18 protein-coding genes and 2 pseudogenes are annotated in these 19,179 nt (G+C 72.3%); 10 read left to right on the forward strand and 10 right to left on the reverse strand.

The features are described from left to right. Positions 1-48 precede the first annotated feature (48 nt). Entirely contained in the window at positions 49-495 is a 447-nt protein-coding gene (locus ACFCZF_RS32885) for a GNAT family N-acetyltransferase (RefSeq protein ID WP_376674740.1), read from the reverse strand. Between the two features lie 177 nt (positions 496-672). Here ACFCZF_RS32885 and ACFCZF_RS32890 point away from each other — a divergent pair, with 177 nt between their 5' ends. From ACFCZF_RS32890 to ACFCZF_RS32910, 5 genes and pseudogenes are all read left to right on the forward strand, one after another. Further along, positions 673-1,020: a cupin domain-containing protein gene (locus tag ACFCZF_RS32890; protein ID WP_375920221.1), complete on the forward strand. Its 348-nt coding sequence runs from the start codon at positions 673-675 to the stop codon at positions 1,018-1,020. A 117-nt stretch (positions 1,021-1,137) separates the two neighbouring features. Continuing rightward, a complete protein-coding gene (locus tag ACFCZF_RS32895) occupies positions 1,138-2,301 on the forward strand; it encodes a Gfo/Idh/MocA family protein (RefSeq protein WP_376674741.1) in 1,164 nt (387 codons plus the stop codon). A 173-nt stretch (positions 2,302-2,474) separates the two neighbouring features. Then, a complete protein-coding gene (locus ACFCZF_RS32900; protein WP_376674742.1) occupies positions 2,475-3,635 on the forward strand; it encodes a phytanoyl-CoA dioxygenase family protein in 1,161 nt (386 codons plus the stop codon). 14 nt (positions 3,636-3,649) lie between these two features. Continuing rightward, a pseudogene (locus ACFCZF_RS32905) lies at positions 3,650-4,428 on the forward strand (SDR family oxidoreductase). 41 nt (positions 4,429-4,469) lie between these two features. Beyond that, entirely contained in the window at positions 4,470-5,474 is a 1,005-nt protein-coding gene (locus tag ACFCZF_RS32910) for a Gfo/Idh/MocA family oxidoreductase (protein WP_376674743.1), read from the forward strand. Between the two features lie 46 nt (positions 5,475-5,520). On the opposite strand, the gene ACFCZF_RS32915 is transcribed toward ACFCZF_RS32910, so the two are convergent. The 5 genes from ACFCZF_RS32915 to ACFCZF_RS32935 all read right to left on the reverse strand — a co-directional run bounded on the left by ACFCZF_RS32915 (position 5,521) and on the right by ACFCZF_RS32935 (position 10,154). After that, the gene (locus ACFCZF_RS32915; RefSeq protein WP_376674744.1) at positions 5,521-5,934 is read right to left on the reverse strand and encodes a VOC family protein; all 414 of its coding nucleotides are present in this window, start codon (positions 5,932-5,934) and stop codon (positions 5,521-5,523) included. Positions 5,935-6,091: 157 nt separating this feature from the next. After that, positions 6,092-6,994 carry a sugar phosphate isomerase/epimerase family protein gene (locus ACFCZF_RS32920; protein WP_376674745.1) on the reverse strand — a complete coding sequence of 301 codons (903 nt, stop codon included), beginning with the start codon at positions 6,992-6,994 and terminating at the stop codon, positions 6,092-6,094. A 1-nt stretch (position 6,995) separates the two neighbouring features. Next, the gene (locus ACFCZF_RS32925) at positions 6,996-8,048 is read right to left on the reverse strand and encodes an ATP-binding cassette domain-containing protein (protein WP_376674746.1); all 1,053 of its coding nucleotides are present in this window, start codon (positions 8,046-8,048) and stop codon (positions 6,996-6,998) included. 7 nt (positions 8,049-8,055) lie between these two features. After that, complete coding sequence (locus tag ACFCZF_RS32930; protein ID WP_376674747.1) at positions 8,056-9,132, reverse strand: ABC transporter permease; 1,077 nt, start codon at positions 9,130-9,132, stop codon at positions 8,056-8,058. Beyond that, positions 9,132-10,154: a sugar ABC transporter substrate-binding protein gene (locus tag ACFCZF_RS32935; protein ID WP_376674748.1), complete on the reverse strand. Its 1,023-nt coding sequence runs from the start codon at positions 10,152-10,154 to the stop codon at positions 9,132-9,134. Before ACFCZF_RS32935 ends, ACFCZF_RS32930 begins: the two co-directional genes overlap by 1 nt. Positions 10,155-10,389: 235 nt before the next feature. Here ACFCZF_RS32935 and iolC point away from each other — a divergent pair, with 235 nt between their 5' ends. From iolC to ACFCZF_RS32960, 5 genes are read left to right on the forward strand one after another with little or no spacing between them, the layout of a single operon-like run. Beyond that, positions 10,390-11,352 carry a 5-dehydro-2-deoxygluconokinase gene (iolC, locus tag ACFCZF_RS32940; protein WP_376674749.1) on the forward strand — a complete coding sequence of 321 codons (963 nt, stop codon included), beginning with the start codon at positions 10,390-10,392 and terminating at the stop codon, positions 11,350-11,352. A 13-nt stretch (positions 11,353-11,365) separates the two neighbouring features. Then, positions 11,366-12,253, forward strand: coding sequence for a deoxyribose-phosphate aldolase (locus ACFCZF_RS32945; RefSeq protein ID WP_376674750.1), 888 nt, complete (start codon positions 11,366-11,368; stop codon positions 12,251-12,253). Between the two features lie 22 nt (positions 12,254-12,275). Next, complete coding sequence (gene iolB / locus ACFCZF_RS32950) at positions 12,276-13,169, forward strand: 5-deoxy-glucuronate isomerase (RefSeq protein WP_376674751.1); 894 nt, start codon at positions 12,276-12,278, stop codon at positions 13,167-13,169. Next, positions 13,166-15,040 (forward strand): 3D-(3,5/4)-trihydroxycyclohexane-1,2-dione acylhydrolase (decyclizing), encoded by a 1,875-nt coding sequence (iolD, locus tag ACFCZF_RS32955; RefSeq protein ID WP_376674752.1) that lies wholly within the window; start codon positions 13,166-13,168, stop codon positions 15,038-15,040. The genes iolB and iolD overlap by 4 nt, the downstream gene beginning before the upstream one ends. A gap of 49 nt (positions 15,041-15,089) precedes the next feature. Continuing rightward, complete coding sequence (locus tag ACFCZF_RS32960) at positions 15,090-15,875, forward strand: GntR family transcriptional regulator (protein WP_376674753.1); 786 nt, start codon at positions 15,090-15,092, stop codon at positions 15,873-15,875. A gap of 3 nt (positions 15,876-15,878) precedes the next feature. On the opposite strand, the gene ACFCZF_RS32965 is transcribed toward ACFCZF_RS32960, so the two are convergent. From ACFCZF_RS32965 to ACFCZF_RS32980, 4 genes and pseudogenes are all read right to left on the reverse strand, one after another. Further along, positions 15,879-16,514 (reverse strand): class I SAM-dependent methyltransferase, encoded by a 636-nt coding sequence (locus tag ACFCZF_RS32965; RefSeq protein ID WP_376674754.1) that lies wholly within the window; start codon positions 16,512-16,514, stop codon positions 15,879-15,881. A 73-nt stretch (positions 16,515-16,587) separates the two neighbouring features. After that, positions 16,588-17,574 carry an aldo/keto reductase gene (locus tag ACFCZF_RS32970; protein WP_376674755.1) on the reverse strand — a complete coding sequence of 329 codons (987 nt, stop codon included), beginning with the start codon at positions 17,572-17,574 and terminating at the stop codon, positions 16,588-16,590. 86 nt (positions 17,575-17,660) lie between these two features. After that, positions 17,661-18,337 (reverse strand): annotated as a pseudogene (locus tag ACFCZF_RS32975) (NUDIX domain-containing protein). Positions 18,338-18,589: 252 nt separating this feature from the next. Next, positions 18,590-19,179: alpha/beta hydrolase fold domain-containing protein (locus tag ACFCZF_RS32980; protein WP_376674756.1), on the reverse strand; the 590-nt coding region annotated here is incomplete at its 5' end.

Consider the following 19,179-nt stretch of genomic DNA (forward strand, 5'->3'; position numbering starts at 1 on the left):
CGGGCTCGGGTTCTCCACCGCGGGCCCGGCGCGCGCTTCCGCCATCGGTCAGGTCCGGACCGGCTCGCGCACCATGAACACGTCCACGGGGTCCTCGGTCTCGACGGTGAACCCGTGCCGCTCGTACAGCCGTCGGGCCGCACTGCCCCGCAGCACGTTCAACCGGACGAGGTCGCCGCCGCGGTCGCACCGGGCCAGCAGCGCGCGGAGCACGGCCGAGCCGATGCCCGCGCCCTGGAGGCTCGGGGCGAGGTAGAAGTGCTCCAACCACCGGGCGTCCTCGGCCGGCCGCAGCGCCACGCAGCCGGCGAACTCGCCCGCCACCTCGATCACCCAGGTGTGCGTCCGGTCGAATCCGTCCCTCAGCCGTTGCCGTACCCGCTGCTCGTCGTACCGGCCGAGGCGTTCCAGGTCCGCCCGCAGTACCACGGCCCGCAACTCGGCGACGGCTTTCACGTCCGGCGTCGAGGCCTGCCGAAGTGTCCACTCCACCATGATCGCCACGCTACCGATCGGCGCCCTGCCCGGCTCCGGGCGGGTACCGGTTCGCACGCCGACGCCGGAAGCCGCGTTCTGGCCGTCGTACGGCGCGACGAAGTGTCCGCGTGCCCCGCCGGATACACCACACCCTGTCGCCCCCGGGGTACCGTGCGCCCCGGTTAGCGTCACGGCATGACCCACAGCTTCGTTGTCCGCGTCCCCGACGCCGAGCTCGTACCCGAGCCCCTCTCCCCCGCGCAGATCGTGTCCGGCAACCCGGAGGTGACCGGCAAGGTGGTCTGGGAGTCGGCGGACGGCCGGCAGGTGCGCGGCATCTGGCAGATCACCCCGGGCGTCGTCACCGACACCGAGGCGGACGAGATGTTCGTCGTACTCAGCGGGTCGGCCACGATCGAGGTGGAGGGCGGCCCGACGCTGACCGTGGGGCCGGGCGACCTGGCCGTGCTGCGCGAGGGCGACCGTACGACGTGGACGGTGCACGAGACGCTGCGCAAGGCGTACGCGATCAACATCGGGTAGCGCCCCCGGCGACCACCCATCCTCCGGACCTTTGTCCTGTCAAAAGGTTGACATGATGCCTCCGCTGCGCCGAGGGTGGGCGGGACAGAGCAGGGACCGGTCCGAAGAGGGGCTTTCATGGTGGACGCGCTGGGTGTCGCCGTCGTCGGTTTCGGCTGGATGGGCCGGGTGCACACCCAGGCGTACGCCCGTGTCCGGCACCACTATCCGCAGCTCGCCCTGCGCCCGGAACTGGTGACGGTCGCCGAGGAGGTGCCGGGGCGGGCGGAGGAGGCCGCAGCGCAGTTCGGGTTCACGTCGACGACGCGGGACTGGCGCGACGTCGCCGCCGACCCGAGGGTGGAGGCGGTCAGCATCACCGCCCCGAACTTCTTGCACCGCGAGATCGCCGTCGCGATGGCCGAGGCCGGCAAGCACATCTGGATCGAGAAGCCGGTCGGCCTGACCGCCGACGACGCCCGTGCGGTGGCGGACGCGGTCGCCAAGGCCGGTGTCCAGGGCGCGGTCGGCTTCAACTACCGCAACGCGCCCGCCGTCGAGGCCGCCCGCGAGCTGATCTCCTCCGGGGAGATCGGCACCGTCACGCATGTCCGAATCCGTCTCTTCAGCGACTACGCGGCCCATCCCGAGTCCGCGCTGACCTGGCGCTACGAGCGGGAGCGCGGCGGCAGCGGCGTCCTCGGCGACCTGGCCTCGCACGGTGCCGACCTGGCCCGCTTCCTGCTCGGCGACATCGCGTCGCTGACCGCCGACACGGCGATCTTCCTGCCCGAGCGAGCCCGCCCGGCCGCCGCCACCGCCGGACACTCCCGGGCCGCGGGCGGCGAGCCGGGCCCGGTCGAGAACGAGGACTACGTCAGCTGTCTGCTGCGCTTCGCCTCCGGCGCCCGCGGTGTCCTGGAGGCCTGCCGGGTCTCGGTCGGCGAGCAGAACAACTACGGCTTCGAGGTGCACGGCACCAAGGGCGCGGTGTTCTGGGACTTCCGCCGCATGAACGAACTGGGCGTCAGCCGCGGCACGGAGTACCAGGACGAGCCGGTCAGCACCGTCTACGTCGGCCCCGCGCACGGCGAGTTCGCCGCCTTCCAGCCGGGCGCGGCGAACGCCATGGGCTACGACGACCTCAAGGTGGTGGAGGCCCACCGCTTCCTGCGCTCGATCGCGGAGGGCACCCCGCACGGCGCCACGCTGCCGGACGCGGTGCACAGCGCGGCCGTACTGGACGCGATGGCGCGGTCGGCCGAGCGCGGCGCCTGGGTCGAGGTCCGACCGGAGGGGTGAGGGCGGAACGCCCCGGCAAACAGGGGCAGGCGCCCGCAGACGCCCGCTGGCAACGCGCAGAAGTGCCGCCAGGCCCGCCGCCCCCCACACTCGTCGGCGCTCTCGCGCCGCATTTTTCGTACCCCGTCCCCCCGGCTACCGTCCCCCGGCCCCCGGCCCCCGAAAGGACGACGATGTCCTTGCCCCCCGTCCCCTCCCGCCGCGCCTGGCTGTCCGAGCGGGACTGCGACCTCGACACGTTCCGCGCACTCGTCGAGCAGCCCACCGATCCCGCCGACCATCCATGGGCCCGCGCCGTGGAGCGGAACGTCCCGCTCTACGAGGCCGACCGACTGCGCGACGACCGCGAGACGGCGGCCGAGCTGGTCCACGCCCTCGCCGACGGCCCCGGCATCGTCGTCATCGAGGGCGCGTTCCCGGACCCGTCGGTCGTCGACCGGGCCACCGCCGTGTTCGACGCCCTGATCGCCGAGCAGCGCGCCTCCGGCACCACCGCCGGCGACCACTTCGCGGCGCCCGGGGCCAACGACCGGGTGTGGAACGCCCTGGAGAAGGCGGCCCTGCACGACGCCGAGGCCTTCGCCGACTACTACGCCAACGACGCGCTGGCCCTGGTCGCCCGGGCCTGGCTCGGCCCCGGCTACCAGGTCACCTCCCAGATCAACGTGGTCAACCCGGGCGGCACGGCCCAGACCGTGCACCGCGACTACCACCTCGGCTTCCTCTCGAACGAGGTCGCCGCCGCCTACCCGGCGCACGTGCACCGCCTCTCCCCCGTGCTCACGCTGCAGGGCGCGGTCGCGCACCGCGACATGCCCGTGGAGTCGGGGCCCACGATGTACCTGCCGCACTCCCAGAAGTACGAACCGGGCTACCTGGCCTGGCGGCTCCCGGACTTCCGGGCCTACTTCGAGGCGCACCACGTCCAACTGCCCCTCGCCAAGGGCGACGCGGTCTTCTTCAACCCCGCGCTCTTCCACGCGGCCGGCACCAACCGCTCCGCGGGCATCCGTCGTATGGCCAACCTGCTCCAGATCTCCTCCGCGTTCGGCCGCGCCATGGAGACCGTGGACCGGGAGGCGGTGGCGAACGCCGTCTACCCGGTGCTGCTCGAGCGCCGGGCCGAGGGCGTGGGCGAGCGGTGGCTGGAGAACGTGGTCGCCGCGAGCGCCGAGGGCTACCCCTTCCCCACCAACCTCGACAGCGATCCGCCGGTCGACGGTCTGGCCCCGCCCTCCCAGGCGGACGTCGTACGGCGGGCGCTGCGCGAAGAGTGGACGCCGGAGGCACTGCGCGAGGTACTGCGGGCCGGCCGGGAACGCCGAGAGAGCTGAGGGATGTGACGGGCGTGAGGGGACTTCTCGACGGCAAGGTCGTCCTGGTCAACGGCGGAAGCCAGGGCGTCGGCGCCGCCATCGCGCGGGCCGCCGTCCGCGAGGGCGCCGTCGTGGCCGTCACCGGGCGGCGCCCGGGGCCCGGTGACGCCCTGGTGGCCGAGCTGGCGGCGGCGGGCGGCAGGGCGATGTTCGTACGGGCCGACCTGGCGGACGCGGAGCAGGCGAAGGCCTGTGTGGCCCGGGTGGTGGAGGCGTACGGCCGTGTCGACTGCCTGGTGAACTCGGCGGGGCTGACCTCCCGGGGGACGCTGCTGGACACGACTCCCGAGCTGTTCGACCAGCACATCGCGATCAACCTCAAGGCGCCGTTCTTCGCGATGCAGGCGGCGGTCGCGGACATGGTGGGCCGGGGCGCTCCCGGCACCGTCGTCAACATCATCACGTCCTCGGCGCACGGTGGGCAGCCGTTCCTCGCGCCGTACGTCGCCGCGAAGGCGGGGCTGGTGGGTCTCACCCGGAACGCCGCGCACGCGCACCGCTGGGACCGGGTGCGGATCAACGGCCTGAACATCGGCTGGACGGCGACCGAGGGCGAGGACGCGACCCAGCGCGCCTTCCACGGTGCCGGGACGACTGGCGCGAGGAGGCCGCCGCCCGGCTGCCGATGGGAAAGCTCGGGCAACCGGACGACATCGCCGACTTCGTGGTCCTGCTGCTGTCGGACCGGTCCGGGGTGGTCACGGGCTCGGTGATCGACTGGGACCAGAACGTCCTCGGTGGCCTGGACTGAGTCCGCACCACCGCAACCACACACAGGGAGCAGCGGAGCACATGCGCATCGGAATCCTCGGCCTCGGCCGCATCGGCGCCTTTCACGCCGAGACCCTCTCCGGACTCGAGTCCGTCGACTCGCTGGTCGTCGCCGACCCGTTCGCGGACGCCGCGAAGGCCGCCGCCGAGCGGTTCGGCGCCGAGGTCGCGGACTCCCCCGAGGCGGTGCTGGCCGCCGGGGTGGACGCAGTGGTGATCGCGGCGGCGACCGACGCCCACCCGGGGTTGATCCTGGCCGCCGTCGAGGCCGGCGTCCCCGTCTTCTGCGAGAAGCCCGTCGCCCGCACCATGGCGGAGGGCGTCGAGGTGCTCAAGGCGGTCGCTGGACGGGACGTGCCGATCCAGATCGGCTACAACCGCCGGTTCGACGCCGGGTTCGTCGCCGCGCGGGCGGCCGTACGGGGCGGTGAGCTGGGCAAGCTGCACACCGTGCGGTCCACCACGCTGGACCCCGCGCCGCCGCCCGCCGCGTACATCGCCGCCTCCGGCGGCATCTTCCGCGACTGCTCGGTGCACGACTTCGACGTCATCCGCTGGGTGACCGGCCGCGAGGTGACCGAGGTGTACGCCGTCGGCGGCAACCGCGGCGCCGACTTCATCAAGGACGCGGGCGACGCCGACACCACCGGAGCGGTTCTCACCCTGGACGACGGCACGATCGCCGTGGTCTCCAACAGCCGCCACAACGCGCGTGGTCACGACGTCCGCATGGAGATCCACGGTTTCGCGGACTCCATCGCCGTCGGCCTGGAGGACAAGCTGCCGCTGCGCTCGGTCGAGCCCGGCGTGACCTTCCCGGCCGGCACTCCGCACGACTTCTTCATGGACCGCTTCACCGCCGCCTACCGCGCCGAACTCACCGCGTTCACCAAGGTCGTCGCCGGTGACCGCACGTCCCCCTGCACGATCGAGGACGCGCTGGAGGCGGGCTGGATCGCCGAGGCCTGCACGCTGTCGCTGCACGAGCACCGGCCGGTGACGATCGACGAGGTACGGCGGGGGTGAGCCGGGCGTGCGGGCCGGCGGGCGTGCGGGCCGGCGGGCCGCGCGATCAGCTCGCCGGCTCGCTGATGTTCACCATCCAGGGGACGCCGAACCGGTCCGTGCACATGCCGAAGACGTCGCCCCACATCTGCTTCTCCAGCGGCACGGCGACGGAGCCGCCGGCGGAGAGCTGCTCCCAGTAGCCGCGCAGCTCGGTCTCGTCGTCGCCGCTGAGACTCACCGAGAAGGTGTTCCCCGGGCTGTGCTCCATGCCGGGCGGGGTGTCGGCGCCCATCAGGGTGAAGCCGCTCGGTGTCTCCAGCATGCCGTGCATGATCTTGTCGGCGTCAGGGCTGTCGGACATGCCGGACGCACCGAAGGTGTTCAGCGCCAGCGTGCCGCCGAACACCTGCTCGTAGAACTCCATCGCCTGTCGGGCATCGCCGTCGAAGCTGAGATAGGGGTTGAGACGTGAGGACATGACTGCCTCCCGGAACGGGACGAAGTGCCAGTGCTGTGCACGCTAGCGCGCGCCACTGACAACGGCCCGCCGGGCGGCGCGCCGGCGGTACCCGCCCCGCCGGCGCGGTCGGCAGCCTCGGTCCCAGGTGTCTCGGCGTCTCAGCCGTCTCGGCGTCTCAGGCGCCGCAGGAGCGCAGGAACCTGCGGGTGCGGACGGCGATGGGCAGGGGCTTGTCGGGCTCGCAGGGGTACATGTCCTGCTCGACGATGGCGAACAGGTCCACGCCCAGTTTCTGGGCCGCCGTGAGCACCGGGCCCAGCTCGGGTACGCCGGTGGGCGGTTCGCACATCACCCCGCGCTGCACGGCCGGCCCGAACGGCACCCCGCCCGCCCGCACCTCGGCGAGGATCTCCGGGTCGACCTGCTTGAGGTGCAGGTAGCCGATGCGCTCGGCGTACGTCTCGATCAGCTTGACGCTGTCGCCGCCGCAGTAGGCGTAGTGGCCGGTGTCGAGGCAGAGGTTGACCAGGTCGGAGTCGGTGGAGTCGAGGAAGCGCTCGACGTGCTGCTCGGTGTCGATATGGGTGTCGGCGTGCGGGTGGACGACGATGTCGAGGCCGTAGGTCTCCCGCACCTCGTGGCCGAGGCGTTCCATGCCCTTGGTCAGGTGCGCCCACTGCTCGCCGGTCAGCTCCGGCGGCTCCAGGATCTCGGCGGTCTTGTCGTCGCGCCAGAACGACGGGATGACGACGAGGTGCTTCGCGTCCATGGCCCGGGTCAGGGCGGCGACACGGCTGACCTGCTCCCAGGTGGCGTCCCATTCCGAGGGGCCGCGGTGCAGGCCGCAGAAGATGGTGCCCGCGGAGACCTTGAGGCCGCGCCGGGCCACCTCGTCGGTGAGCCGGGCCGGGTCGGTGGGGAGATAGCCGTACGGGCCCAGCTCGATCCACTCGTAGCCGGCCTCGGTGACCTCATCCAGGAAACGCTCCCAGGGCACCTGCCGGGGGTCGTCGGGGAACCAGACGCCCCAGGAGTCGGGGGCCGAGCCGACGCGGATGCGGTCGAGGGCAGCGGGCATGTCAGGCCTTCCCTTCGGCGGATGCGGCGGAGTCGGGTGCCGCGGAGTCGAGCGCTGCGGAGTCCGGTGCCGCGGAGTCGGGCGCCGCGGGGTCCGGTATCGCGGAGTCGGGCGCCGCGGAGTCCGGGGCCCCGGTATCGGGCGCGGCGGTGTCGGGCCCGGCGGTGTCGGCCGCGGGAACGTCCGGCTCCGCGTCCGGGAGCGCCTCCACGTCGACCCCGCCGACCTGCGCCAGTTCGTGCTTGAGGGCGGCGAGTTCGGCACCGCCCGCCATGTGGTTGGTGAGTTCTTCGAGGGTGATGTCGGCGCGGGCGGCGCTGAGTTCCAGGGTGCCCAGGCGCAGCACGCTGAAGTGGTCGCCGACCATGTACGCGTGGTGGGGGTTGTGGGTGATGAAGATGACGCCGAGGCCGCGTTCCCGGGCGGCGGCGACGTACTTGAGGACTACCCCGGACTGCTTGACGCCGAGGGCGGCGGTGGGCTCGTCGAGGATGAGGACGCGGGCGCCGAAGTAGACGGCGCGGGCGATGGCGACGCACTGGCGCTGGCCGCCGGAGAGCGTGCCGATGGGCTGCTCCAGGTCGTCCAGGACGATGCCCATGTTGCGCAGTTCCTCGTCTGCGGTCCGCTTCATGCGGGCGATGTCGAGTCGGCGCACGGGCCAGGGGCCCTTGGTCATCTCGGAGCCGAGGAAGAAGTTGCGCCACACCGGCATCAGGGGCACGGTGGCGAGGTCCTGGTAGACGGTGGCGATGCCCCGGGCGAGGGCGTCACGCGGGGTGGTGAAGCGCACGGCCTCACCGTCGACGAGGAACTCGCCCTCGGTGTGCTGGTGGAGCCCGGAGATGATCTTGATGAGGGTGGACTTGCCGGCGCCGTTGTCGCCGAGCACGCAGGTCACCCGGCCGGGGTGGACCGCGAGGTCGACGCCGTGCAGGGCGCGGATGTTGCCGTAGGCCTTGCCGGCGCCGCGCAGTCGGACGATCGGCCGGTCGGTCTCGGGCGCGGTGTCCGCGAGGACGGCCCCGTGGGTGCCGGCGGTCTTGCTGGTCATTTTCCGATCACCTCCGGGTCGCCGCGCGGCGGACCCACAGATTGATGAGGACGGCGCCGAGGAGCATCACGCCGAGGAAGGCCTTGAACCAGTCGGGGTTCCAGCCGGCGAAGACGATGCCCTGGTTCACCATGCCGAACATGAAGGCGCCGAAGACCGGGCCGATGGCGGAGCCGTAGCCGCCGGTGAGCAGACAGCCGCCGATCACCGCCGCGGCGATGTAGATCAGCTCCTGGCCGACGCCCTCACCGGACTGCACGGTGTTGAAGGAGAACAGCTGGTGCATGCCGACGAACCAGGCGCCGAAGCCGACCAGCATGAACAGCGTGATCTTCGTGAAGGCGACGGGGACGCCGACCGCGCGTGCGCTGTCCTTGTTGCCGCCGACCGCGAAGATCCAGTTGCCGTACTTGGTGCGCAGCAGCACCCATGTGGCCAGGGCGGCGAAGACGAGCCACCACACGACCGTGATCTTCACCTGTACGCCGCCGACGTCGAAGGACGAGGCGAAGAGGGCCTTGGCCTGGTCGAAGCCGTCCATGTCGCTGATGTCGTCGGTGGCGACGTTGCCGGTGACCAGCTTGGTGACCGCGAGATTGACGCCCTGGAGGATGAGGAAGGTGCCGAGCGTCACCAGGAAGCTCGGCAGGCCGGTCTTCATCAGCACCCAGCCGTTGAACGCGCCGACGGCGAGGGAGACGGCGAGGGCGACGATCACGCCCATCCAGACGTTCATGGTCAGCTGGTAGCTGAGCATGCTGGCGGTGAGCGCCGAGGTGATGACGGCGACACCGGCCGACAGGTCGAACTCGCCGCCGATCATCAGCAGGGCGACGGGCAGCGCCATGATGCCGATGGTGGACGACTGGTACAGGACCGTCGCCATGGAGCTGCCGTCGCGCAGCGAGGGGGCGGCGATCAGGAAGAACACGAACACGGCGACGGCGCCGAGGAAGACCCCGACCTCCGGCCGGGCGAGCAGCCGCAGCGCCAGCGAGCGCTGCCGGGTCCGTCCGTCGGTCTGCCCCGGGCCGGGGACCGGCGGTGTGGTCACCGCCGGTTCAGCCTGTTGGGTCATGCTCATCACCGGGTGCCCTTCGCGGCGAACTCGGCGACGGCCTTCACGTTGGACTTGTCGACGAAGGCCGGGCCGGTCAGCACCGGCTGCTCACCGCCGCCGCTGTAGTTGCCGTTGTTCTTGTAGAGCCACATGCCGTCGACCGCCAGATAGCCCTGGAGGTAGGGCTGCTGGTCGACGGCGAACTCGATGTCGCCCTTCTCGATGGCGCCGGTCAGCTGCTTGTTGAGGTCGAAAGTGGCGATCTTCGCCTCGCTGCCGGTCTCGTCCACCGACTGCACGGCGGTCATGGCGAACGGGGCGCCGAGCGTGACGAGGCGGTCGATGTCGCCGTCCTGCTTGAGCTTGGCGGTGATGGTCGACTTCACCGACGGCATGTCGGTGCCGTTGACGTAGAGGTTCTCGATGGAGCCCTCGAAGGTCTTCTTCACGCCGTCGCAGCGCTGGGTGAGACCGACGTTGCCCTGCTCGTGGATCACGCAGATGGCCTTCTTGGCGCCGTCCTCGTTCAGCCGCTTCCCGAGCGCCTCGCCGGCCACGGTCTCGTCCTGCCCGAAGAACGACATCAGGCCGAGCTTCTTCCAGTCCGCCAGACCGGAGTTGAGGCCGACGACGGGTATGCCGGCCTTCTCGGCCTTGCCGAGGACGCCGCGGAGGGCGTCCGGCTTGGCGAGGGTGACGGCGATGCCGTCGACCTTCTGGTCGATCGCGTTCTGCACCAGGTTGGCCTGGTTGCCCGCGTTCGGGTCGGCGGAGTAGACGAGCTTGATGTTGTCCTTGGCGGCGGCCGCCTCGGCGCCCTTGCGGACGATGTCCCAGAAGGTGTCGCCGGGCGCCTGGTGGGTGACCAGGGCGACGGTCATGCGGGGGGTGTTCGCCTTGCCCGCGGAGGCGCCCGAGTCCCCTTCCTCGTCGGCCTTCTTGCCCCCGGAGCCGCTGGAGCAGCCGGCGAGGGTGAGGGCCGCGGCGGCGGCGAGGGCCACGGCGGGGGCGAATCTGCGGGAGCGGGCGTGCGAAGAGCGGTCCATCTTTCCTGCACCTCACTGTGCGACTGTGCGACGGGGGAGCCGTGTGCCAGACCAGAGAAGAACGGCTGTTGCGCTGGGACCGGATACAAGTCCTTGGGACGCCCGCTGTCAATACTTTGTCAAGACATCATTTCACTCGCAGGTCCGAATGTAAGTACAAAGTATTGACACGGTCGCCTCGGAGTCATACACCTGGGAGGCGGCAGGCCCCCGCCCAGCCCGAGGAGCGTCGCACATGGCCGAGTCAGTCCCGCGTTTCGATCTGATCACGATGGGCCGCATCGGGGTCGATCTCTATCCCTTGCAGACGGGTGTACCCCTGGCGGAGGTTGAGACCTTCGGCAAGTTTCTCGGCGGTTCGGCCGCCAACGTGGCGGTCGCCGCCGCACGTCTCGGCCGCCGCACGGCCGTCATCACCCGCACGGGCGACGACCCGTTCGGCGGCTATCTGCATCAGGCACTCGGGGAGTTCGGCGTCGACGACCGCTGGGTCACCCCGGTCGCCGCCTACCCGACCCCCGTCACCTTCTGCGAGATCTTCCCGCCGGACGACTTCCCCCTGTACTTCTACCGCCGCCCCAAGGCCCCCGACCTGGAGATCCACCCGGAGGAGCTGGACCTCGACGCGATCCGCGCGGCCGCCGTCTTCTGGATCACCGGCACGGGGCTGAGCGAGGAACCGAGCCGTACGGCGACCCTGGCCGCCCTCGCCCACCGCGCCAAGGCCGGCACCACGGTCTTCGACCTGGACTGGCGCCCGATGTTCTGGGCCGACCCCGACCAGGCCCGCCCGTACTACGCCGAGGCGCTGCGGCACGCGACCGTCGCGGTCGGCAACCTCGACGAGTGCGAGATCGCCACGGGCGTACGCGAGCCGCACGCCTGCGCCGAGGCGCTCCTGGCGGCCGGTGTGGAGCTGGCCGTCGTCAAGCAGGGCCCGAAGGGGGTCCTCGCCGTGCACCGCGACGGCCGGACGGCCGAGGTGGAGCCGGTGCCGGTCGAGGTCGTCAACGGCCTCGGCGCGGGCGACGCGTTCGGCGGCTCGCTCTGCCACGGTCTGCTCTCCGGCTGGGAGCTGGCGCGGACCATGCGGTACGCCAACGCGGCCGGCGCCCTCGTCGCCTCCCGTCTCGCCTGCTCCTCCGCGATGCCCACCGAGGCGGAGGTCGACGACCTCCTCGCGCGAGCCACTCCCTGAACGGAGCAACGCCTTGTCCCTCAGCATCCCCGACCTCACCGCGGTCAGAGCCCGGCATCCGGAGGCGATCGCCGAGGCGGCGGCCCGCCGGGTACGCCGCCCGCTGATCGGCGGCTCCGGCCGCCTGATGATCGTGGCCGCCGACCATCCGGCGCGCGGAGCGCTCGGCGTCGGCGACCGCCGGCTCGCCATGGCCAACCGGGCCGACCTGCTGGAGCGCCTGTGCACCGCGCTGTCCCGGCCCGGCGTCGACGGGGTGCTCGCCACCGCCGACGTGCTGGAGGACCTGCTGCTCCTCGGGGTGCTGGAGAACAAGGTCGTCATGGGCTCGATGAACCGCGGCGGCCTCGCGGGCGCCGCCTTCGAGATGGACGACCGCTTCACCGGCCACCGCGCCGAGGACATCGCCCGCCTGCGCTTCGACGCGGGCAAGCTGCTGCTGCGCATCGACTACGACGACCCCGGTTCGCTGGCCACCATGGAGTCCACCGCCCGCGCGGTCGACGCCATGGCCGAGCGTGAACTGCCCGTCTTCGTGGAGCCGTTCATCTCCCGCCGCGTCGAGGGCCGGGTCCGCAACGACCTGTCCGCCGAGGCGGTCACCCGGTCCGTCGCCATCGCCTCGGGCCTGGGCGGCACCTCCGCCTACACCTGGCTGAAACTGCCCGTCACCCACGACCCGGACGACATGGGCGAGGTCCTGGAGACCTCCACCCTGCCCGCCGTCCTGCTCGGCGGTGACATAGGGGGCTCCCCCGCGGACCAGGTCGCCGCCTACGAACGCTGGCGCAAGGCCCTGCGGCTGCCCACCGTGCAGGGCCTGGTCGTCGGCCGCTCGCTGCTCTACCCGGCCGAGGGCAGCGTGGAGCAGGCGGTGGACACGGCCGTCGGACTGCTGTGACCTACCAGGAGAGGACGAGGAGATGACGTACCACCTTTCGGCGGGCAAGGCGGCGAGCGGCGCCTACGCCGTGGACGTGACGCCCGAGAAGGCAGGCTGGGGCCACTCCGCCCTGCGCGTACTCGACCTGCCGCCCGGCGGCTCCCACACCTTCGACAGCGGCGACAGCGAGTGGATCGTCCTCCCGCTCAGCGGCGGCTGCACGGTCGCCACCGCCGACGACTTCGGCCAGGACACCTTCGAACTCACCGGCCGCGCCGACGTGTTCAGCGGCGTCAGCGACTTCGCGTACGTACCGCGCGACGCCCGCACGACCGTCACCTCCACCGGCGGTGGCCGCTTCGCCCTCACCGGCGCCCGCTGCACCCGCCGCCTGCCCAGCCGCTACGGCCCGGCGTCGTCGGTTCCGGTGGAGCTGAGGGGCACGGGGAACTGCTCGCGGCAGGTCAACAACTTCGGTGCGGCCGGGGTGTTCGAGTGCGACAAACTCATCGCGGTCGAGGTCATCACCCCGGGCGGCAACTGGTCCTCCTTCCCGCCGCACAAGCACGACGAGCACCGCCCCGGCGAGGAGTCGGTACTGGAGGAGATCTACTACTTCGAGTTCGCGGACCACGAGGGCACCCCCGGCCTCGGTTACCAGCGGGTCTCCCCGTCCGGCCGGGGGCAGGGCACGGACGTGCTGGCCGAGGTCCGCGACGGCGACGTGGTCCTCATCCCCGACGGCTGGCACGGACCGTCGATGGCCGTCCCCGGCCACCACATGTACTACCTCAACGTCATGGCGGGCCCGGAGGCCGAACGCGCCTGGCTGATCTGCGACCACCCCGACCACGCCTGGATCCGCGACACCTGGGCGGACCGGCCCGTCGACCCCCGACTCCCCCTCTACACAGCACCGGAGAGGTCCGCATGAGCGCCGCCACCCGCCGACTGACGACCGCCCAGGCCCTGGTGCGCTTCCTGGCCGCCCAGCACACCGAACGCGACGGTGTACGGCACCGCCTGATCGCGGGCACCTGGGGCATCTTCGGCCACGGCAACGTGGCCGGCCTCGGCCAGGCCCTCGTCGAGTACGCCGACGTCATGCCGTACCACCAGGGCCGCAGCGAACAGGCCATGGTACACGCGGCCGTCGGCCACGCGCGACAGCTCAACCGGCTGTCCGCGCAAGCGGTGACGACGTCGATCGGCCCCGGCGCCACCAACCTGGTCACCGGCGCCGCCCTGGCCACGATCAACCGCCTCCCGGTCCTGCTCCTCCCCGGCGACTACTTCGCCTCGCACGCCGCCGACCCGCTGCTCCAGCAGCTGGAGCACCCGAGCGAGGCCGACGTGTCCGTCAACGACACCCTGCGCCCCGTCTCCCGCTACTTCGACCGCGTCACCCGCCCCGAGGCTCTCATCGCCTCCGCCCTCCAGGCGATGCGCGTGCTCACCGACCCGGCCGAGACCGGCGCGGTCACCCTCGCGCTGCCCCAGGACGTACAGGCGGAGGCGTACGACTGGCCGGAGGAGTTCTTCGCCGACCGGGTCTGGCGGGTACGGCGTCCGGCGCCCGACCCGGTGGAGCTGACCGATGCGGTGCGGGCGGTCCGGGCCGCCGAGCGCCCACTGATCGTCGCGGGCGGCGGCATCCACCACAGCGAGGCGGAAGAGGCCCTCGTAGCCCTGGTGAAGGCCACCGGCATCCCCGTCGCCTCCACGCAGGCCGGCAAGGGCGCGCTGCGCCACGACCACCCGGCCGACCTGGGCGGCATCGGCCACACCGGCACCGCCGTCAGCGACGACCTCGCCCGCACGGCGGACCTGGTGATCGGGGTCGGCACCCGCTACTCGGACTTCACCACGGCCTCCGGCACCCTCTTCCAGCACCCGGACGTCCGCTTCCTGAACCTCAACATCACCGCCTTCGACGCTCACAAGCTCGCCGCCCGCACCCTGGTCTGCGACGCCCGGACCGGGCTCACGGCGCTGGCGGAGGCACTGTCCGGCCACCGGGTGGCCGCGTCGTACGAGGCCGAGTACCGCGCCGGCAAGACACGCTGGGACGAGACGGTGGAGGCGGCCTACCGCGCCGACGACGACAGCGCCGTGCCGACCCAGACGCAGGTGCTGGGCGCGCTGGACGCGGTCGTCGGCGCCGAGGACGTGGTGATCAACGCGGCCGGCTCGCTCCCCGGCGACCTGCACAAACTCTGGCGGGCCCGCTCCCCCCGCCAGTACCACCTGGAGTACGGCTACTCCTGCATGGGTTACGAGATCCCGGCCGCGCTCGGCGTCCAGCAGGCCGCGCCCGGCACCCCGGTGTGGGCCCTGGTCGGCGACGGCACGTACCTGATGAACCCGACGGAGATCGTCACCGCCGTGCAGGAGAACCTGCCGGTCAAGCTGGTCCTGGTCCAGAACCACGGCTACGCCTCCATCGGCGGCCTGTCCGAGTCGGTCGGCGCCGAGCGCTTCGGCACCGACTACCGCCACCGCGCCGCCGACGGCACCTTCACCGGCGCCCCGCTCCCCGTCGACCTCGCCGCCAACGCGGCCAGCCTCGGCATGGACGTACTGCGCGCCAAGACGGTGGGGGAACTGCGCGAGGCCCTGCGGGCGGCCCGCTCGGCGGACCGTCCGATCTGCGTGTACGTGGAGACCGACCCGGCGCCGCCGACCGCTCCCCCGGCCGAGGCCTGGTGGGACGTGCCGGTGGCCGAGGTGTCCGCCCGCGCGGCCGCCACCGACGCCCGCGCGGAGTACGAACGCGCCGTAGCCGACCGCCGCCGCCACCTCTGACGGGCCGCCACCTATGACGCCCCGCCACCTACGCAAGGGAGGTACGTCCATGGCGAAGACCGGCGACCCCGCACGTGCCGTGACCGCCCCCGCGCTCAGCACCCTGGACTTCGCCCTGGACCGGGGCAGTCCGGTGCCGCTGTACTACCAGCTCGCCCAGCAGTTGGAGGCGGCGATCGAACACGGCGTCCTCGCCCCGGGCAACCTGCTGGGCAACGAGGTGGACCTCTCCGTCCGCCTCGGCCTGTCCCGGCCGACCGTCCGCCAGGCCATCCAGTCCCTGGTCGACAAGGGACTACTGGTCCGACGGCGCGGGGTCGGCACGCAGGTGGTGCACAGCCAGGTCAAGCGCCCCCTGGAGCTGAGCAGTCTCTACGACGACCTGGAGGCGGCCGGTCAGGGGCCCACCACACGGGTGGTACGCAACGAGTGCGTGCCCGCCCCGGCCGACGTGGCGGCGGCCCTCGGCATCGCGGAGGGCGGCGAGGTCACCGTCCTGGAGCGGCTGCGCCTGACCCACGGCCAGCCGGTGGCGCTGCTGTGCAACTACCTGCCGACGACGCTGCTGGACCTCGACGACGCCCGGCTGGAGTCGACCGGCCTGTACCGGATGATGCGCGCGTCCGGCATCACCCTGCACAGCGCCCGCCAGACGGTGGGCGCCCGCTCGGCCACCCGCGAGGAGGCGGACCGCCTGGACGAGAAGGAGGGCGCCGCACTGCTGACCATGCAGCGCACGGCGTACGACGACACCGGGCGGCCGGTCGAATACGGGACGCACATATACCGCGCGTCCCGGTACGCGTTCGACTTCCAGCTGCTGGTGAGGAGTTGAGTGCTAGGTGCCTGCCCGCAGCGGTCGGCGGGCCCGGAACAGGGTGTGTCCGACGTCGCCCTCCGGGACGTACTCCTCGTGTTCGACGGTCAGCCCGGCCAGGCTGATCCACTTCCGGTATCCGGCGGCGTCCGTGTGGCTCCACCACATGGGGGCGCCGCCACCGAGCCAGTCCTCCTGGACGCCGGTCCACGCGCCGTGCCCGGTGGTGGCGACGAACCTGCCTCCGGGGCGCAGCCAGCCGGCGATCCGGCGCAGCAGCGGCGGCTGTTCGGTGAGTGGGAGGTGGATGAGGGCGTAGAAGCAGACCACCGCGTCGAAGGAGCCGGGCTCGAAGTCGACGTCCGTGAGGTCGGCGCGGTGGAACACGGCGCCTGGCACCCGTTCGCGCGCCCGGCGGATCTGCACGTCACTGATGTCGACGCCGGTCACCGGGTGCCCGGCGTCGGTCAGCACTCGGGCGACCGGTACGCCGCCGCCGCAGCCGAGGTCCAGGACCGTGCCGCCGGCCGGGAGCTGCCGACGCAGGTCGTCGAGCCAGGACCCGTACTTGGTGCCGTCGCCGTACGCCTCGTCGTAGCGCGCCGCCACGGCGTCGTATCCGCGCCGCACGATGTCCTTGGGGTCGCCGGTGTCCACGCCCGGCGAGGCTAGTCGCCGGGCTCGGACCGGGCCAGTGCTTTTCCCGGGGCCACCGGTGCCTTTCCCGGGGTCAGTGGACCGTGTCCAGGCGGGTCCGCTGGTCCGGGGTGAGGTCCAGGTCCACGGCGGCCAGGTTCTCCGCCAGCTGCGCCACCGACGACGCGCCGGCGAGCGGGACGATCGGCAGTTCGGCGCCGATCTGCCAGGCGAGGACGACCTGGCCCACGGTGGCGCCGGTCTCCTGGGCGATGTCGCGGAGCACCGCGAGCCGGGCCGGGGTGCCCGGGTGGTCGTAGTCCGGGGGCAGCGGCTTGTCGTCGCGGTCGTAGGCGCCGGCCAGGAGGGGTGAGTAGGCGACCAGGGTCAGGGCGGGCTCGGCCCGCAGGTAGCCGAGCAGTTCCGCGCCGGCGTGGCCGAGGCTGCCGTCCGGGGAGAAGTCGCCGGGCACGTCGAAGCGGGGACGCAGGTGGCTGTGCTGGTACTGGAGCACCTCGTAGCCGGGCAGTGCGGCCGCGGCGGCGAGGGCGCGGGCCCGCTCCACGCGCCACATCGCCTGGTTGCTGACGCCGAGCAGTCCGACCGTGCCCTCCGCGACGAGTTCACCGAACGCCTCGACGGTCTCGCGCTGCGGCACGGTGTGGTCGTCGATGTGCGCGTACAGCAGGTCCAGCTTGTCCACGCCGAGCCGGTCGCGGCTGCGGTCCGCGGCCTCGCGGATCACCTTGGCCGACAGGCCCTCGGGGTTGTCGGTGTAGCTGGTGCCGGGGGCCAAAGGGCGGGCGCCGAGCTTGGTGGCGATGACGATCTCGTCACCGACACCGCGGCTGCGCCGCCAGCGGCCGAGGAGTTCCTCGCTCTGGCCGCCCTGGCCGCCGTCCGTCCAGAAGGCGTAGTTGTCGGACGTGTCGATGAAGTTGCCGCCGGCCTCGACATAGCGGTCGAGGACGGCGAAGGAGGTCTTCTCGTCGGTCAGCGAGCCGAACAGCATCGCGCCGAGCGCGAGCACGCTCACCTCACGACGGTGGGCCGGGTCGGTGCCGATGGTGCGGTACTTCATGGTGTTCCTCCCCTTCGTACCCGGTCGTCCGGGCACGAGAGGGAGTCTTCAGTTTGAAGTGCACTTCAAGTCAAGCGGCTTCGGCGTCAGCCCTTTCCGGCAGGGCGGGCGAACGGGCCGTCCAGCGCCGCCCACTGGAGCAGCATGATGGTCTTCGCGTCGGCGATCTGGCCGGTGCGGATCATCTCCAGGGCCCGGCGGAAGGGCAGTTCGAGGGTCTCGATGTCCTCGCCTCCTCGTCCAGGCCACCGCCCTCGTGGGTGCGGGTGGCGGGGCCGTAGGCGGCGGCGTAGAAGCTGACGCGTTCGGTGACCGAGCCGGGGCTCATGTAGACGTCGAAGACGTGCCGGACCTCGCCGACGGTGTGCCCGGTCTCCTCGACGACCTCGCGCCGCACGGCGACCTCGGGGTGCTCGTCCTCGTCGTCGAGCAGCCCGCCGGGTGTCTCGATCAGCATGCCGTCGGGGTGGCCGTTGACGTAGACGGGGAGGCGGAACTGGCGGGTGAGCAGCACGGTTTCGCGTGCCGCGTCGTAGAGCAGGACGGTGGCGCCGTTGCCGCGGTCGTGGGTCTCGCGCTCCTGGGTGCTCCAAGTGCCGTCGGCTCGCCGGAAGTCGAAGGTCGTGGTGCGTTCGACGTACCAGTGGCTGGAGAGGAGCCGTACGTCCCGGACCCTGACCCGGGGGTTGCCGGTCAGGTCCCGGCCGGCCCGGTCGAGTCCGGTGCGGCCCCGGCGGTCCGGGGTATCGATGCCGGCGGTCATCGGCTGCCGCCGGGACGGAGGCGCTTCGGCGGCACGGGGCAGGGCAAGTTGCTCATGCCCGCTTCTATCACCCGGTCCGGCCGCGCACGAAGTCGAGGGAGGCGGTGAAGCAGTCCTCCACGTCCGGTTCGGCCGCCCCGGTCCACACGTGGTCGGCGCCGGGACGGCCCGGAAGCCGGCCTCCGTGCCCACCGCGCGCGGTGCGGAGGCGAGTGCCTCTCCCTGTGCGGCGGGGACGACGGTGTCCTCGGCTCAGTGCAGGATCAGGCAGGGCGGCGCGCGGGGCGCGACTCGGGAGACGGGGCTGGCTGCGCGGGCGCGGTCCGGGACGTCGGCGGCGGGGGCGCCGAGCAGTGCCGCCTCCGGGGTGTGCGGGGGCGCGGCGGTGAGGTCGGCGGGGCCGTACCAGACGACGCAGCCGCGCAGGGCGGCCGGCGCGGCGGTGAGGGCGAGCAGCGCGGCGAGGTGGCCGCCCGCCGACTCGCCCCAGGCGACCGCCCGTTCCGCGTCGATGCCGAGCTCGGCGGCGCGGGTGCGCAGCCAGGCCAGCGCCGCCGTCAGGTCGCCCAGTGGGGCCGGGAAGACGGCTTCGCCGCTGAGCCGGTAGTCGGGGCAGGCGACGGCGAACCCGGCCCGGACGAGGCGGGCGAAGGGGCCGGGCCGCCAGTCGCGGAAGCGTGGGCCGAGGTCGTCGCGCAACCCGGTGCGCCAGGCGCCGCCGTGGACGAAGAGGATCACGGGCGGTGGGCCGGCGGCCGGTTCGCCGGGGAGCCACAGGTCGAGTTCCAGGGGGCGGCTGCCGTCGCGCACGGCGTACGGGACGGCGCGCAGGAGGCGTACGC

It is taken from the genome of Streptomyces sp. NPDC056296 (assembly GCF_042268605.1).
Taxonomy (GTDB): domain Bacteria; phylum Actinomycetota; class Actinomycetes; order Streptomycetales; family Streptomycetaceae; genus Streptomyces.